This is a genomic window from Poseidonocella pacifica (assembly GCF_900111875.1).
GTDB lineage: Bacteria > Pseudomonadota > Alphaproteobacteria > Rhodobacterales > Rhodobacteraceae > Poseidonocella > Poseidonocella pacifica.
On sequence record NZ_FOJU01000001.1, the window covers coordinates 152,659 to 165,829 of the forward strand.

A 13,171-nucleotide genomic window follows, 5' to 3' on the forward strand; every position below is an offset into this window, starting at 1 on the left:
CCCTTGACTGCGCGGCAGAATCAATGTTACATATTCCCTATGCCGGAGCCAAAGGAGATGGCCATGATGCCCGTAGTTAGGATCAATGACGCAACGTTTGCCGATATCAGCACGCTCAAAGTCTGGTTCGGAACCAAGTCGCCGAGTGAAACGATCGATCGCATCGTCCAAGAGGCGATGGAACAGCTTGGTATGGAACGTGATTATGAAGTGCTGGAAACATCCGAGACTTCGGATGATGGCGTACTGACTTTTGACACTGCACCAAGCCTTACATTCACGAAGCCGATGAAAGCATCCATCGACGGAGAGCTGATCCAGAATCCGAAATGGGCCTCAATCCTGAACTCGATGATTGCAGGATTGAAGTCCAAAGGGTTCGAAGGTGAGAAGCTGGTTCGGGAACTGGGTATTCCGGCAAAGGCTTCCAGCTATGAGGAAGAGGGCTACCGGTACTATCCGGAGCTTGGGATCTCGATTCAGGGTCAGTCAGCCGCGGATGCATGGAAAGAGGTCGATCGACTTGCCAATAAGCATCGCATTCCCGTTACTGTGGATTTCGTCTGGCGCCAAAACCCGAAAGCACAGTATCCTGGAAAGGCCGGTGTCCTCCGAGCCGGCAACGCTTAAGCGCAGTCGAAAGCACTGAAAGCGCTCCAGTCAAAGCGCCGTGGGCCGGTCCCCTTTGCATTCTTCAATATATGGCGACGGCTTATCAGCAAGCCGTCGCCAAAGGCTTCTCAACCGACCGTCTCCAGCAACACCATCGCCTTTCCGTCCATGACCAGCCGCGCATCTCGTTGCAGATTAGATCCGGCGGCGGCGGTGTTGTCTGCAAGTGGTCGCCGAAATCTGTTGTCTCCGGCAACTTCTTTGGTGTAAGGTCCATATGGACTTATAGAGCATGTCATATGGTCTTATCTTGTTCGTGGATCTACAAAGGAGCGCCAACACATGGAAAACGTTGTTCTGCAACGTCCTGCGCCGGATCGGCAGGGGGTCGCGCTCAAGGCCTTCACGCGTATCGCGGACGCCTGGTCACTCACCTTGCGGGAGGCCGCGGCGCTGGCGGATATGTCGGAATCCACCTGGAAACGGGCCAAGAAGCCTGATTTTGCCGGAGATCTGACGCGCGACCAGATGCTGCGCCTGTCCGCGCTCATCGGCCTCTACAAGTCGCTCGAGCTCTATTTCAATGAGCCGATCTCGCGCGACTGGGTGAAGCTGCCCAACCGGGGTCCGGAGTTCGACGGCGTGCGTCCCGTGGACGCGATGATCGAGGGAGGATTGCCCAAGATCTTGCGTGTGCGGATCTATGTGGACGCGCTGCGGGGCGGGGTTTGAGGATCACGTCGGTCAACGACCGCGCCCTTGTCAGGCTGATCTCAGAGACTTATCACAAGCCCCCAGTGCTGCGGGGGCTGGTCGACAGCGACACGGAGGCGGACATCCTCGCCGAGATCGAAGGCGAGACCAGTGCCCGTCTGATCGCCGAAGCGCAGGGCAGTCCCGCGCTTGACCGACGCGAACTCGCTTTCGTGCGGCGGTCTCATGACCTGACCCTGTACGGGCAGAGCCATATCAACGCCGCCTTCACCTACACGCGACCTTCTGGCAACCGGTTCAACACCGGCGAGCGCGGCGCGTGGTACTGCGCTTGGGACATGCTGACGAGCGCGCAGGAAGTTGGGTTTCACCGGACCCGCGAGTTGGGCTTCATCGGCCGCTACGAGGACGAGGCGCGCTATGTCGAACTGCTGGCTGATTTCATGGGGGATTTCCCGGATATGCACGGGGACGCGCATCCGGCGCTCGACCCAGACCCCGGGCACGGCTATCCGGCGGGGCAGCGTCTCGCCGCGGATTTGAGGGCAGAGGGGCATCGTGGGCTGATCTACCCATCCGTGCGTCACCCGGGCGGGCGGTGCTTCGTCGCTTTCGATCCCGGCATCATCCAGAATGTCCGCCCGGGCGCGAGCTGGAAGCTGGTCTGGCAAGGTGTGCCCGAGTTCACGATCGAGGGGCTATAACGCCCCTCGACATCTTCATTCAGTACTTGAGATTATCCCGATAGGACGTTGATCTGCATTCATATTCAACGCAATTAGGCTTTCTCCAACAACGTTTTCGCCTTGCCCTCCATCACCAGCCGCGCATCCTGCTGCGGCTTGGACCGGGCCACCGCGGTGATCCCCTGCACGAAGTCGAAGACGCTCTCGGGCGGGCGGCCTTCCTCGGCCAGGACCGTCTCGACGATCCGCCCCGTCTCCGCCTTCGAGAACCCGCGCTTGCGGAGGAAATCCTGACGGTCCTCGTCCGTTCGCGCGACGATCTTCTCCCGCGCCGCGCGGATGCCGTCGATGAAGGGCGCAGGCGAGGACTCGGCGAAGCGGCTCAGCGCCGGGGCAGCCTCGTGAGCGAAGCGGGAGGCGGCGTATTTGGAGTGCCGGATGGTGATCTCCTGGAAGTCCTCGACGCCCCAGAGGTTGCGGTTCTGGCAGACCGCGCGCAGGTAGAAGCTGGCGATGCCGAGCGTCTTGGCGCCCACCTCGGAATTCCAGCAGTAGAACCCCCGGAAATAGAGGTCGGGCGTGCCGTCGGGCAGCAGCCCTGCCTCGATGGGGTTCAGGTCATCGACGAGGAACAGGAACACGTCGCGGTCCGAGGCGTATAGCGTCGTCGTCTCCTTCGTCACGTCCACGCGCGGGTTGTAGATGCCGGTGGACCAGTCGAGCACGCCCGGCACCTTCCAGCGCGTGTCGCCAATGCCGTTGCCCGCGATACGCTGGACGGCGGAGACCAGTTCGTGATCGTAGATGCGGCCATAGTCGGGGCCGGTGACCGCGCGCAGTTCGGTTCGGCCGTTCGCGACTTCCATCGTCTTGATCTGCTCGGCCCGGTGGTTCGTCAGCCCGTATTGCAGGTTGATGCCCGCCAGCGGCGCAGGCAGTTGGCGCAGATAGGCTGCAGGCGCGCCGACGAGGCTCGAGAGCTGGCCAAAGGACCAATGCGTCGGCGCGATGGGTTCATCCGCGCCAGGCAGGACAAGCCCCAGCCTCTCCGGGTTGTCGCGATGTGCCTCGACCCGGATCGCGGCGCTCTCGACCGTCTGCGTCCGGCTCCGCTCCGCCCGGCCCTTGACCGAGGCGAACAGATCGTCGAGTGACAGATACCGCTCGTCATCCGGTCGCGAGAACCACTCCGACGACACGCGGCTCACATTCTCACCGCGCGACACATCCACCTTGTAGCCGCCGCTGATATCACGCCCGGCATCGATAATCTCGGTATTCATGGGTTTTCTCCCGCGACGGGCGGCCGAAAGCCTCTCTCTCGACCTCCAAACCCGTCACGGGCTGGGACGGCACCCCTCAACCTCTCGGATTACTCGGCTGCGCGGGTCTCGAGCGGGGAAGGGGCGCGCGACGCGGCAAGCCGGTGCAGCGTTTCCGGGCGGATATGCGTGTACCGGCGCAGCATTTTCCAATCCTTGTGGCCGGTGACCAGTGAGACCTGTTCGATCGCGAATCCGGCCTCGAACAGGCGGCTTGTGCCCTCATGGCGTAGATCGTGGAAATGCAGGTCCTTCACGCTGACCTCGACGCAGGCGCGCCGGAAGGCCGTTCCGACCGATCTCGAGTTGTAGGGAAAGATCCGGCCCCTTGCGTGCCCGAGTTCCTTGGCCTGTTCGGTGACCAACGCCCAGGCATCGAACCCCGTGGCGGCGAAGAGTGGGATCCGCTGGTCGTTCCCGGTCTTGTTGCGCGGGTCCTTCCTGTCGCGGATCAAGAGCATCCGGCGGTCGACGTCGAGATCGGTCCATTCGACGCGGCAGATCTCGTCGAGCCGCATGGCCGTGGCCACCGCGAACTTCACGATCCGTGTCATCGGCAGGGTTAGGCGATCGTTGTCATCGAAGCAGCGAAAGAGGCGGTTCAACTCGTCCGTGGTGGGCCGACGATCCCGCTCCGTGCCCTTGCCGATCAGGCCGAGACGCTTGAGCGCGACGCGCGCCAGATCGACGGGTTCCGGAGAGATGTCGAGGCCGTGCACAGCCGCCGCATGGGTGATGATCATCTTGATCACGCCGATATCGATGCTGAGGGTCACCGGACCGGCGCCTTGATCAGCGCGCATCTTGCCGTAGTCGATCAGCATTTGCCGGTCGAGGTGCCCGATCTTCTCCTTGCCCAGATCGCGCTTGAGCGTCTTGAGCGTGGCGGCCTTGCTGCGACGCGGCGGTTTGCCTACCTCGCACATATCGATTATGTGGAGGTCGATGAGATCGCCGAAGGTGGTCAGGCGGGAGACGGACGACTTGTTCGGCGCCAGCCCCTGATCGACCCGGGTCTCCGCATGGCGGGCCCAACGATGGGCGTCGTCGCGGCGGAGGAACGTCTCGCTCGCGTAGCGGCCCTTTCGTCTGATCTGGACCCGGTAGGCACCGGAGGGGAGCTTGGTGATGGAGGCCATTTTCGTGTGCGCTATGTGTGCAATGAGTCGTCGTAGAGGGGCAAATTCGGGGATATTGGGGCGTATTCCAGCGTAGCAGAGCCCAAAGCCAACAGTTTGAAGATACACAAAAAATGCAGATAAATCAACACGCTAGATTATCCTGTGCCCCTATGATGGATTGGACGGACAGGCACTGCCGGTATTTTCATCGGCTGCTGTCGCAACGTGCCCTTTTGTACACAGAGATGGTCACCGCGCCCGCTTTGGTTCGTGGCCAAGCGATGCATTTGCTGGATCATTCGCCGGTGGAGCATCCCGTCGCGTTGCAACTTGGAGGTTCAGATCCGGCGGAGCTGGCAGAGGCCGCGCGTTTCGGTTGTGAGGCGGGATATGATGAGATCAACCTGAATGTCGGATGCCCTTCGGATCGTGTGCAGTCTGGCGCATTCGGAGCCGTCTTGATGAAGGATCCCGGACTTGTGGCTGAATGTGTTTCTGCGATGCGTTCAGGCAGTTCGGCGGAGGTTACGGTGAAGTGTCGAATCGGAGTCGATGATCAGGAACCGAACGTTGTGCTGCCTCAATTTCTCGCGCGGGTTTCCTCCGCGGGTTGCAAGCGTTTCATAATTCATGCTCGCAAGGCATGGTTGAAGGGCCTGTCACCGAAAGAAAACCGCGATGTGCCGCCGCTGGATTACGATCTTGTCGCGCGAATGCGACAAGAGTTCCCCGACCTCCATATTTCCATCAATGGCGGGATCACTACACTGGAGCAGGCCGAAGAGTTTCTCTCCGCTGGATTTGACGGTGTCATGGTTGGTCGCGCTGCGTATCACAATCCCGCCGACATACTCGCTCAGGCTGACCGGAGGATCTTTGGCGCAGGGGAGGATGCCGATCCGTTCGAGGTTGCGCACCTGATGATGACCTACGTGGAAGAGCATATCGCACAAGGCGGGCGGCTTCATCAGGTCGCGCGCCATATGCTGGGTCTGTTCGCGGGGCGACCGGGTGCGCGACTTTGGCGCCGGCACATCTCGGAGGCAGGAAGTCGTGCGGATGCGGGGCCCGAGGTGATCGGCGAAGCGCTCGACATGGTGCAAAGCGCGTCTCGGGCAGCGGCCTAGCTGTCCTCACTCCGCTTTAGCCGGGCGGCCCGGCCACCGCGTCGCCTTCGCAAGAGCTTTTCGCGGTCCGGCAACTCAGCCATGACTGTTCGGCGCTCCTCCGGGGTCATCTTGGACCAACGGGTGATCTCTTCGATGGAGCGCATGCAGCCGGTACAGATCCGTGCTTCGGGGTGCACGACGCAGAGCTTGACGCAGGGGCTTTCAATTTCCTCGCGCTTCCAGATTTCGTCACTCATGGCGGCCGCCTCTCAAGTGCCTGAGCCGGTCGAGCGCACCCTGTAGGATATAGGAGGCAGCAACGTGATCGATGACCTCGGCGCGGCGTTTGCGGCTGGTATCCGCTTCGAGCAATGCGCGTTCGGCGGCCACGGTCGAAAGGCGTTCGTCCCAGAACGTGATCGGCAACTCTGTCACGCGTGAGAGGTTGCGGGCAAACGCGCGGGTCGACTGACAGCGTGCGCCTTCGGACCCATCCATGTTGCGCGGAAGCCCGAGGACGAGGCCAGCGATATCGCGTTTGGCGCAAAGTTCCAGTAATCGCTGCGCATCCATGCCGAACTTTTTACGCCTGATTGTTTCGAGCGGTGTAGCAACGGAGAGCAAGCGATCACTGACCGCCACACCGATAGTCTTTTCTCCGAAATCAAGACCCGCCAGCGCTTGACCGCGTGGAAGAGCAGCGGCGAATTCCTCCGTGTCGTCGGTAATCATGGGACCAGACCGGCATTCTTGGCACTCGCTTGGATCTCTGCCAAGGCGCCGGGATTGCTCGCGAAAACGCTGCGGGCCTCGTCAAGGATGGTACGGGCCTCATCGTCACGTCCGAGCACACCAAGCGCGGTGATGAGCCGCGCCCATTCCGCGGGGGATCCGCCCTCTTCGGCAAGGCGCGAAGATAGGCCCGCGACCATGCCCTCGATCATCGCGGCGCGGTCCTCGGGCGAGAGTTCGGACATCTCCTGCATTTGATTCACAGTCGGCTCCGGCAGTTCGGGAGGCGTAAAGTCAACGCCAGCAAGCTGCGCAACGCCTTCGATCTGTTGGCGGATGGGGGCAACCCATGGCGCGCTTGGGTCGCTTTCACGCAGCAAACGGTTCCAGACCGTAAAGCTCTGATCAGGCCTACCGGTCTGAAGTTGCATTAGCCCCAGGTAATAGCGCGCGGTTCCGTTATTCGGGTCGCGTGCAAGCGCCGCCCCGAGCGCTGTCTCCGCTTCGGGAGAGACATAACCGCCTGCAGCAAGCACGAGTAAATCGGCATAATCGACGTAATCCTTGGCCGTCGCCTCATTCCCACGAAGGCGCAAAACCTGACCTTGCGCTTGGTGTGCCGCGCGAAAATTGCCGAGCGCGGCTTCGTTGCGGGCAAGCAGCAGATGTCCTTGAAGGTCATCGGGTCGTTCGAGGACTGCGAGCCGCAGCTTATCCATCAAGCTCAGATAATCCTCGGAAGGTTCGGTAAGTGGCGGAAGGGCCGAGGGCACCTGCGCCTCTGCGGTTTCCTGATCAGGTCGAGATTGGCGAAAGGATTCGGCATCGGCCTTGCGCGCGGCCAAACTCTGGTCGCTATAGCCCGGTGCGCCAATCGCGGAATAGAGCGCAAACGTCCCCCCCACGACAAGGAGCACGATGATTGCCGCTACCGCGCGGGAAAGACCAAAAGGCCCGCGCCGGTCCGCACCCTTTTCCTGTAGAGCAGCATCGGCCGATAGAATGCGCCGAGAAACCTCCGCGCGCACGCGCTCGGCATCCTCGGGGGCCACAACTCCTCGTGCGAGGTCACGATCAACTTCAAGCAATTGATCCCGATAAACTTTCAGATCGAAGGATTCCGCCGGTACGGCGTCAGCGCGTGACCTGAGTAACGCGAGTGCGAGCAGCCCGCCGATGACGAGTGCCAGTATGATCGAGGTGATCCAGAAATCCATGTATCCTCCGCCTTGCGTCTTTGATGTAAAGGCGGCGGCGGCGGGAAAAAAGAGGCAACCTTGCCTGTCGCCTGCGGCAATGTCGCAAACGCGCGTGAAAATGCCGCCGTCGGTCTTCCCAAATCGGGGTAGCTTGGCCACAGAAGAGGCATCAGGGAAGGAACTTGATGAAACGCTATTCCGCATTTGCCATCGTACGAGAGGCCGCCCGGCATCACCTCGGCTGGCAGCGTGCATGGACTTCGCCAGAGCCGCGCGCTTCCTACGACGTCGTGATCGTGGGGGCAGGGGGGCACGGGCTCGCGACCGCCTATTATCTCGGGAAGAATTTCGGGATTACCAATGTTGCGATCCTTGAGAAGGGTTGGCTCGGAGGCGGCAATACCGGCCGCAACACCACGATCATCCGTTCCAACTATCTGCAGGATCCGTCGGCGGCGATCTATGAGAAGGCCCGGAGCCTTTATGAAACGCTGTCTCAGGATCTCAACTACAACGTGATGTTCTCCCCCCGCGGGGTGATGATGCTTGCGCAGACGCACCATGAGGTGCGGGGGTATGAGCGTACGGCCCATGCCAACGCGCTTCAGGGGGTTGAGACGGAATTCATCTCGCCTTCCCGTGTCAAGGAACTGGTGCCGATTATCCGGTTGGATGGGCCGCGCTATCCCGTGCTCGGCGCGCTCTGGCAACCGCGCGGCGGCACCGCGCGCCACGATGCCGTCGCTTGGGGCTATGCACGGGCCTGTTCCGACATGGGCATGCACATCATCCAGCAATGCGAGGTCACCGGCATCCGTTCCGAGGCGGGGCGCGTCAGCGGTGTCGAGACGAGCAAGGGGGCAATTGGCTGCAATCGGCTTGGCCTTGTCGCCTCTGGTCACTCGGGGGTGCTGGCGGAGATGGCCGGTTTCCGACTTCCGTTGGAGAGTGTCGCGCTACAGGCGCTGGTATCCGAACCCATCAAGCCGATCATGGACGTAGTCGTCATGGCGAATACCGTGCACGGCTACATGAGCCAATCCGATAAGGGCGAGATGGTCATCGGGGGCGGTGCTGATGGCTTCAACAACTACACCCAGCGGGGCTCCTTTCATCACATCGAAGAGACGGTTCGCGCCCTTGTGGAGACCTTCCCAATGCTCTCCCGGCTCAAGATGTTGCGGCAGTGGGGCGGGATCGTGGACATGACAGGGGATCGCTCCCCGATCCTGTCGAAAACCCCACTCGATGGATGTTTCGTCAATTGCGGTTGGGGCACCGGAGGGTTCAAGGCGATACCCGGATCCGGCTGGGGCATGGCCGAGCTGATGGCCAAGGGGCACTCTCCTTTGACAGAGGCATTTTCGCTGGCGCGCTTCCGCGAGGGCCGGTTTGTCGACGAGTCCGTCGCAGCAGGAGTGGCACATTGATGCGGAACCTTTGTTACAAGAGCGGCGTTCACTTCCGCACCTTCATGGGTAACGGAGAACACAAATGGCTCAGAACGGTTCCGGCTCCAACGCCGGGTTGGCTTTCATCCTTGGCGCGGTCGTCGTCGTCGTGGTCATCCTCGGCTATCTCTTCCTTGGGGGAGACGTTCCCGCTGCGGACGATGCCGATATCGAGATCAATCTTCCCGACGGCGGCGAGGGCTAACAAGACCTGCAAACCTGCAACGACTTGCCGCCGGGTTGCACGCCGTACAACGGCGCGGCGATCCGGCGTTTTCCTGCCCTGCCTCCCATTTCTCACGGGGGCGAACAAATGCTGATCCTCAATTGCCCGTACTGCGGCGAGTCCGCAGACGAGACGGAGCTGGCCCCCGGCGGAGAGGCTCATTTGCGGCGTGAGGGACCGGAAAGCCAAGACGAAGCGTTCGAGAGTTACCTCTTTCATCGGTCTAACCCGAAAGGCGTTCATTTTGAACGCTGGCGCCATGCATTTGGCTGCGGGAAGTGGTTCATCGCCGCTCGGTGCACGGCAACCCTCGAAGTTTTCGGGACCTATGCGGCGCAGACGTCGTGTCCGCCTCAAGAGATAGTCGACAAGATCTCCGAACGGCGACCCGACCGGCGGGGAGCTAGCGGATCATGAGCACACGTTTGAAAAGCGGCGGTCGTCGCATCGATCGCTCCCGCCCGGTTACGTTCAGCTTCGACGGTGCGCGTCTTCGAGGCTATCGAGGGGATACACTTGCGTCCGCTTTGCTCGCCAATGATCGCATGCTTGTGGGCCGTTCATTCAAGTATCATCGACCCCGAGGCATCGTCGCCTCTGGTAGCGAAGAGCCCAATGCACTTGTTGGGCTTGAAGAAGGCGACCTGTTCGAGCCCAACCAGCGGGCCACGACAACGGAGCTATACGATGGGCTGACGGCGCGATCTCAAAACAGGTGGCCTAGCCTTTCCATGGACTTTGGCGCGGTAACCTCTCGGCTCTCGCGGGTCTTGCCTGCTGGGTTTTATTACAAGACGTTTTTGCGCCCCCGGTCCTTCTGGAAGCATGTCTACGAACCTTTGATCCGGCGCTCGGCTGGATTGGGCTATGCACCGAACCCCGAAGCCCGCGATCCGGACCGCTACGAGCATTTTTACCTGCATGTTGACGTGCTTATCGTAGGTGGCGGCATCGCGGGCATTCAGAGCGCCCTTGCAGCGGGGCGCGCGGGCGCCCGCGTATTGCTGATCGAGCAGAGCGCGCACTGGGGTGGGCGAAGCCCCGCCGACCACTCAGGTGGTAAACAAAGCGTTAACAACATCCCTGTGGATAAGTACGTGGACGAATGTCTCGCGGAACTGGGGACAATGCCGCATGTGCAATGCCGCACTCGCACGATGGGCGCTGGGGTCTATGATCATGGGTATGTCCTCGCCTATGAGCGCGTGGGAGATCACCTCCCGGGAGAGGGGGCGCTACGGCACCGTCTGTGGAAGATTAGGACAGGTCGGATCATCACGGCGACAGGGGCCATCGAGCGCCCTATCGCCTTTCCGGGGAACGATCTTCCGGGGGTCATGCTCGCCTCGGCTGCACGCGACTACCTCATTGATTTCGGGGTCTCGATGGGGAAGCACCCGCTCGTGCTTGCGAATAACGATAGCGCCTATGAAACCGCCTTTTTACTTCAGGATCAGGGTGTTGACGTCGCTGCTATCGTCGATGCCCGGACCGGGGATGCCGGAGGCGTCGCGCAAGAGGCAGTGGAGCGAGGGCTCAGGGTAATCCGAGGTGGCGGGGTCTCTTCAGTCAAGGGGCGCCGGCGCGTCGAGGGGGTCACTATCTGTGATCAACGAGGGGCTGGAACCGCGCTGGAGGAGATATCCTGCGATGCCATTGCAATGTCTGGTGGGTGGTCGCCAGCGGTCCATCTTTGGTCCCACTCTGGGGGAAAACTCACTTGGGATGCACGCCAATTTTGCTTTCGCCCGGATGTGGATAACTCGGCGCGTGGGGCTGATGGTGCGCCATATGTGATCGCCGCAGGGGCCGCTTCGGGTGAGATGACCCTCGCAGCGGCGGTCAAAGATGGACATGCAGCCGGATTACGCGCGGCGGCCGAACTTGGGTACAATGGGGCCGCGCAGTCGGAACCCGTGGCAACGCGTGTTGAGGAAGCTGCGATCGAACCGGTGTGGATCATGCCAAGCCAAGCGCCCGTTACCTTGAGGGAGAAGGCCTTTCTGGATTTCCAGAATGACGTGAAGGTTTCCGACGTCGAACTTGCTGCACGCGAAGGGTTCGAGAGTGTGGAGCACGCCAAACGCTATACGACGCTTGGAATGGCGACGGATCAGGGGAAGCTTTCCAACATTAACGGCATCGCGATCCTCTCCGATGCGCTTGGCCGTCCCATCCCTCAAACGGGAACGACCACCTTTCGCCCGCCCTATACACCGATCTCATTCGGCTCGATCGCAGGTTCACAGACCGGTCCGCGGTTCCTTCCAATTCGCCGTACGCCGATACAGGACTGGCACGAAGAGCAGGGCGCCTACTTTGAACCGGTGGGGCACTGGCGGCGTCCCTATTGCTATCCGCGGGGCGACGAGAGCCATTCCGACGCGGTGGCACGGGAGATTCTGCAAACTCGGAACCACGTTGGGCTGCTGGACGCCTCTACCTTGGGGAAGATTGTCGTGAAGGGCCCCGACGCGGGCCGCTTGCTCGATATGCTCTACACGGGCCGGATGAGCACGCTCAAGCCGGGTCGCTGCCGCTACGGCCTGATGTGTAGTGAAAACGGATTTCTCATGGACGATGGCGTCGTCGCGCGGCTCGATGAAGAGACATTCCTTTGCCACACGACGACTGGCGGGGCGGATCATATTCATGCGCACATGGAGGATTGGCTTCAGACGGAATGGTGGGACTGGAAGGTCTATACCGCAAACCTGACAGAGCAATTCGCCCAGATTGCGGTTGTCGGTCCGAAATCCCGCGAGGTGTTGGAGCGACTTGGTGGGATGAACCTTGGGCGGGATGCGCTGCCCTTCATGGGGTGGTGTGAGGGAATGCTGGCCGGGATCAGCGCCCGTATCTTTCGGATCTCGTTTTCCGGGGAGCTTTCGTATGAGATCGCGGTCGCTGCCGATCAAGGGATAGAGCTTTGGGAAAAATTCCTGGCGGCAGGGCAGGACTTTGGCATTTCTCCATATGGCACAGAGGCTCTCCACGTGATGCGCGCGGAGAAGGGCTTCATCATGATAGGGGACGAAACGGATGGCACCGTCATTCCGCAGGATCTCGGTCTGGACTGGGCCATTGCCAAGGGTAAGGACGACTATATCGGTAAGCGCGCGCAGATGCGGAGCCATATGATTGATCCGGATCGTTGGAAGCTTGTCGGGCTTGAAACTGTTGACGGCTCCGTCCTTCCCGAAGGTGCCTATGCCGTAGCATCTGGGAAAACCTCGATTGGGCAACGCGCGACCCAAGGCCGCGTGACATCCAGCTATCATTCCCCAACCCTTGGCCGAGGTATCGCCATGGGGCTCGTCCTGAGGGGGCCGGAGCGCATGGGAGACGAACTCGAATTTCCGGGAACAGATGGCCAGGTTTACAAGGCGCGGCTCGTTTCTCCCGTTTTCTATAATCCGGAAGGGACGAAGCAGGATGCGTAAACGGCAATTTGACGGCGGTATCGCCCGTATCGAGGACGTCGAAGGTTATGGCATGGTCAGCCTGCGGGTTTCCGCCGAGACGGCACTGCGACGCGCCCGACCTCAACGCGGACAAGCATGTTGGGAAGGGGAAACGACCACGCTCTGGATGTCACCGGATGAGCTCCTGTTCCTTTGCCCAAGAGCAGAAGTGGCCGGTCTTCTGAGAGATCTCGCGCAGGATTTGGCTGGTGTTCATCACCTCGCTGCGGATGTTTCTAGCGCGAGGGCCCTGTTTGACGTGCGGGGCCGGAATGCGTTGGAAGTAATGGCCAAACTCATGCCGATTGACCTTTCCCCACAGAAGTTTTCTCCCGGACGCGTGCGTCGATCCCGCATAGGCCAAGTGGCGGCGGCGATCTGGATGCAGCAAGATGGCGCGCTGCGTGTCATCTGTTTTCGCTCAGTTGCCGATTATGTATGGGACCTGATGGTCGATGCGGCGCGCCCCGGAACGGAAGTCGGCGCCTTCTGAGCCTACCTGCCAATGGGGGATGTCCTCAGGCAATCCGGAGGG

The 13,171-nt window shown here is 61.0% G+C and carries 14 protein-coding genes; 9 read left to right on the top strand and 5 right to left on the bottom strand.

The window, feature by feature from the left end; all coding sequences use genetic code 11:
• Positions 1 to 63: 63 nt before the first annotated feature.
• From BM234_RS00740 to BM234_RS00750, 3 genes are all read left to right on the top strand, one after another.
• Entirely contained in the window at positions 64 to 630 is a 567-nt protein-coding gene (locus BM234_RS00740) for a T4SS efffector SepA family protein (protein WP_092059668.1), read from the top strand.
• A 324-nt stretch (positions 631 to 954) separates the two neighbouring features.
• Positions 955 to 1,344 (top strand): antitoxin Xre-like helix-turn-helix domain-containing protein, encoded by a 390-nt coding sequence (locus BM234_RS00745; RefSeq protein WP_092059670.1) that lies wholly within the window; start codon positions 955 to 957, stop codon positions 1,342 to 1,344.
• The gene (locus BM234_RS00750) at positions 1,341 to 2,030 is read left to right on the top strand and encodes an RES family NAD+ phosphorylase (protein ID WP_092059672.1); all 690 of its coding nucleotides are present in this window, start codon (positions 1,341 to 1,343) and stop codon (positions 2,028 to 2,030) included. Before BM234_RS00745 ends, BM234_RS00750 begins: the two co-directional genes overlap by 4 nt.
• Before the next feature lie 74 nt (positions 2,031 to 2,104).
• Here BM234_RS00750 and BM234_RS00755 read toward each other — a convergent pair whose 3' ends face one another.
• Both BM234_RS00755 and BM234_RS00760 read right to left on the bottom strand, forming a co-directional pair.
• A complete protein-coding gene (locus tag BM234_RS00755; protein WP_092059674.1) occupies positions 2,105 to 3,295 on the bottom strand; it encodes a DUF932 domain-containing protein in 1,191 nt (396 codons plus the stop codon).
• Positions 3,296 to 3,384: 89 nt separating this feature from the next.
• Positions 3,385 to 4,473 (bottom strand): site-specific integrase, encoded by a 1,089-nt coding sequence (locus BM234_RS00760; RefSeq protein WP_092059676.1) that lies wholly within the window; start codon positions 4,471 to 4,473, stop codon positions 3,385 to 3,387.
• A gap of 113 nt (positions 4,474 to 4,586) precedes the next feature.
• On the opposite strand from BM234_RS00760, the gene dusA reads away from it, so the two are divergent.
• On the top strand, positions 4,587 to 5,582 hold the full coding sequence (gene dusA / locus BM234_RS00765; RefSeq protein ID WP_092059678.1) for a tRNA dihydrouridine(20/20a) synthase DusA: 996 nt from the start codon (positions 4,587 to 4,589) through the stop codon (positions 5,580 to 5,582).
• On the opposite strand, the gene BM234_RS00770 is transcribed toward dusA, so the two are convergent.
• From BM234_RS00770 to ccmI, 3 genes are read right to left on the bottom strand one after another with little or no spacing between them, the layout of a single operon-like run.
• Positions 5,579 to 5,821, bottom strand: coding sequence for a DUF1289 domain-containing protein (locus BM234_RS00770; protein WP_092059680.1), 243 nt, complete (start codon positions 5,819 to 5,821; stop codon positions 5,579 to 5,581). The two genes, dusA and BM234_RS00770, sit on opposite strands and share 4 nt — an antisense overlap.
• Entirely contained in the window at positions 5,814 to 6,296 is a 483-nt protein-coding gene (gene ruvX / locus BM234_RS00775; RefSeq protein ID WP_092059682.1) for a Holliday junction resolvase RuvX, read from the bottom strand. The genes BM234_RS00770 and ruvX overlap by 8 nt, the downstream gene beginning before the upstream one ends.
• The gene (ccmI, locus tag BM234_RS00780) at positions 6,293 to 7,513 is read right to left on the bottom strand and encodes a c-type cytochrome biogenesis protein CcmI (protein ID WP_092059684.1); all 1,221 of its coding nucleotides are present in this window, start codon (positions 7,511 to 7,513) and stop codon (positions 6,293 to 6,295) included. The genes ruvX and ccmI overlap by 4 nt, the downstream gene beginning before the upstream one ends.
• A gap of 167 nt (positions 7,514 to 7,680) precedes the next feature.
• Here ccmI and BM234_RS00785 point away from each other — a divergent pair, with 167 nt between their 5' ends.
• The 5 genes from BM234_RS00785 (at position 7,681) to BM234_RS00800 (ending at position 13,129) form a co-directional block, all read left to right on the top strand.
• The gene (locus tag BM234_RS00785; RefSeq protein ID WP_092059686.1) at positions 7,681 to 8,925 is read left to right on the top strand and encodes a sarcosine oxidase subunit beta family protein; all 1,245 of its coding nucleotides are present in this window, start codon (positions 7,681 to 7,683) and stop codon (positions 8,923 to 8,925) included.
• Between the two features lie 64 nt (positions 8,926 to 8,989).
• Positions 8,990 to 9,151 carry a hypothetical protein gene (locus tag BM234_RS17395; RefSeq protein WP_175501168.1) on the top strand — a complete coding sequence of 54 codons (162 nt, stop codon included), beginning with the start codon at positions 8,990 to 8,992 and terminating at the stop codon, positions 9,149 to 9,151.
• A gap of 108 nt (positions 9,152 to 9,259) precedes the next feature.
• A complete protein-coding gene (locus BM234_RS00790) occupies positions 9,260 to 9,589 on the top strand; it encodes a sarcosine oxidase subunit delta (protein ID WP_092059688.1) in 330 nt (109 codons plus the stop codon).
• On the top strand, positions 9,586 to 12,615 hold the full coding sequence (locus BM234_RS00795) for a sarcosine oxidase subunit alpha family protein (RefSeq protein WP_092059690.1): 3,030 nt from the start codon (positions 9,586 to 9,588) through the stop codon (positions 12,613 to 12,615). The genes BM234_RS00790 and BM234_RS00795 overlap by 4 nt, the downstream gene beginning before the upstream one ends.
• Positions 12,608 to 13,129 (top strand): sarcosine oxidase subunit gamma, encoded by a 522-nt coding sequence (locus tag BM234_RS00800; protein ID WP_092059693.1) that lies wholly within the window; start codon positions 12,608 to 12,610, stop codon positions 13,127 to 13,129. Before BM234_RS00795 ends, BM234_RS00800 begins: the two co-directional genes overlap by 8 nt.
• Positions 13,130 to 13,171 lie beyond the last annotated feature (42 nt).

Excerpts from the sequence above, each read along its gene's own strand:
- BM234_RS00790 (WP_092059688.1), top strand. The coding sequence starts at position 9,260 with ATGCTGATCCTCAATTGCCCGTACTGCGGCGAGTCCGCAGACGAGACG.
- BM234_RS00770 (WP_092059680.1), bottom strand. The coding sequence starts at position 5,821 with ATGAGTGACGAAATCTGGAAGCGCGAGGAAATTGAAAGCCCCTGCGTC.
- BM234_RS00740 (WP_092059668.1), top strand. The coding sequence starts at position 64 with ATGATGCCCGTAGTTAGGATCAATGACGCAACGTTTGCCGATATCAGC.
- BM234_RS00760 (WP_092059676.1), bottom strand. The coding sequence starts at position 4,473 with ATGGCCTCCATCACCAAGCTCCCCTCCGGTGCCTACCGGGTCCAGATC.
- ruvX (WP_092059682.1), bottom strand. The coding sequence starts at position 6,296 with ATGATTACCGACGACACGGAGGAATTCGCCGCTGCTCTTCCACGCGGT.
- BM234_RS00785 (WP_092059686.1), top strand. The coding sequence starts at position 7,681 with ATGAAACGCTATTCCGCATTTGCCATCGTACGAGAGGCCGCCCGGCAT.
- BM234_RS00800 (WP_092059693.1), top strand. The coding sequence starts at position 12,608 with ATGCGTAAACGGCAATTTGACGGCGGTATCGCCCGTATCGAGGACGTC.
- BM234_RS00745 (WP_092059670.1), top strand. The coding sequence starts at position 955 with ATGGAAAACGTTGTTCTGCAACGTCCTGCGCCGGATCGGCAGGGGGTC.
- BM234_RS00795 (WP_092059690.1), top strand. The coding sequence starts at position 9,586 with ATGAGCACACGTTTGAAAAGCGGCGGTCGTCGCATCGATCGCTCCCGC.
- ccmI (WP_092059684.1), bottom strand. The coding sequence starts at position 7,513 with ATGGATTTCTGGATCACCTCGATCATACTGGCACTCGTCATCGGCGGG.
- dusA (WP_092059678.1), top strand. The coding sequence starts at position 4,587 with ATGCAGATAAATCAACACGCTAGATTATCCTGTGCCCCTATGATGGAT.
- BM234_RS00755 (WP_092059674.1), bottom strand. The coding sequence starts at position 3,295 with ATGAATACCGAGATTATCGATGCCGGGCGTGATATCAGCGGCGGCTAC.
- BM234_RS17395 (WP_175501168.1), top strand. The coding sequence starts at position 8,990 with ATGGCTCAGAACGGTTCCGGCTCCAACGCCGGGTTGGCTTTCATCCTT.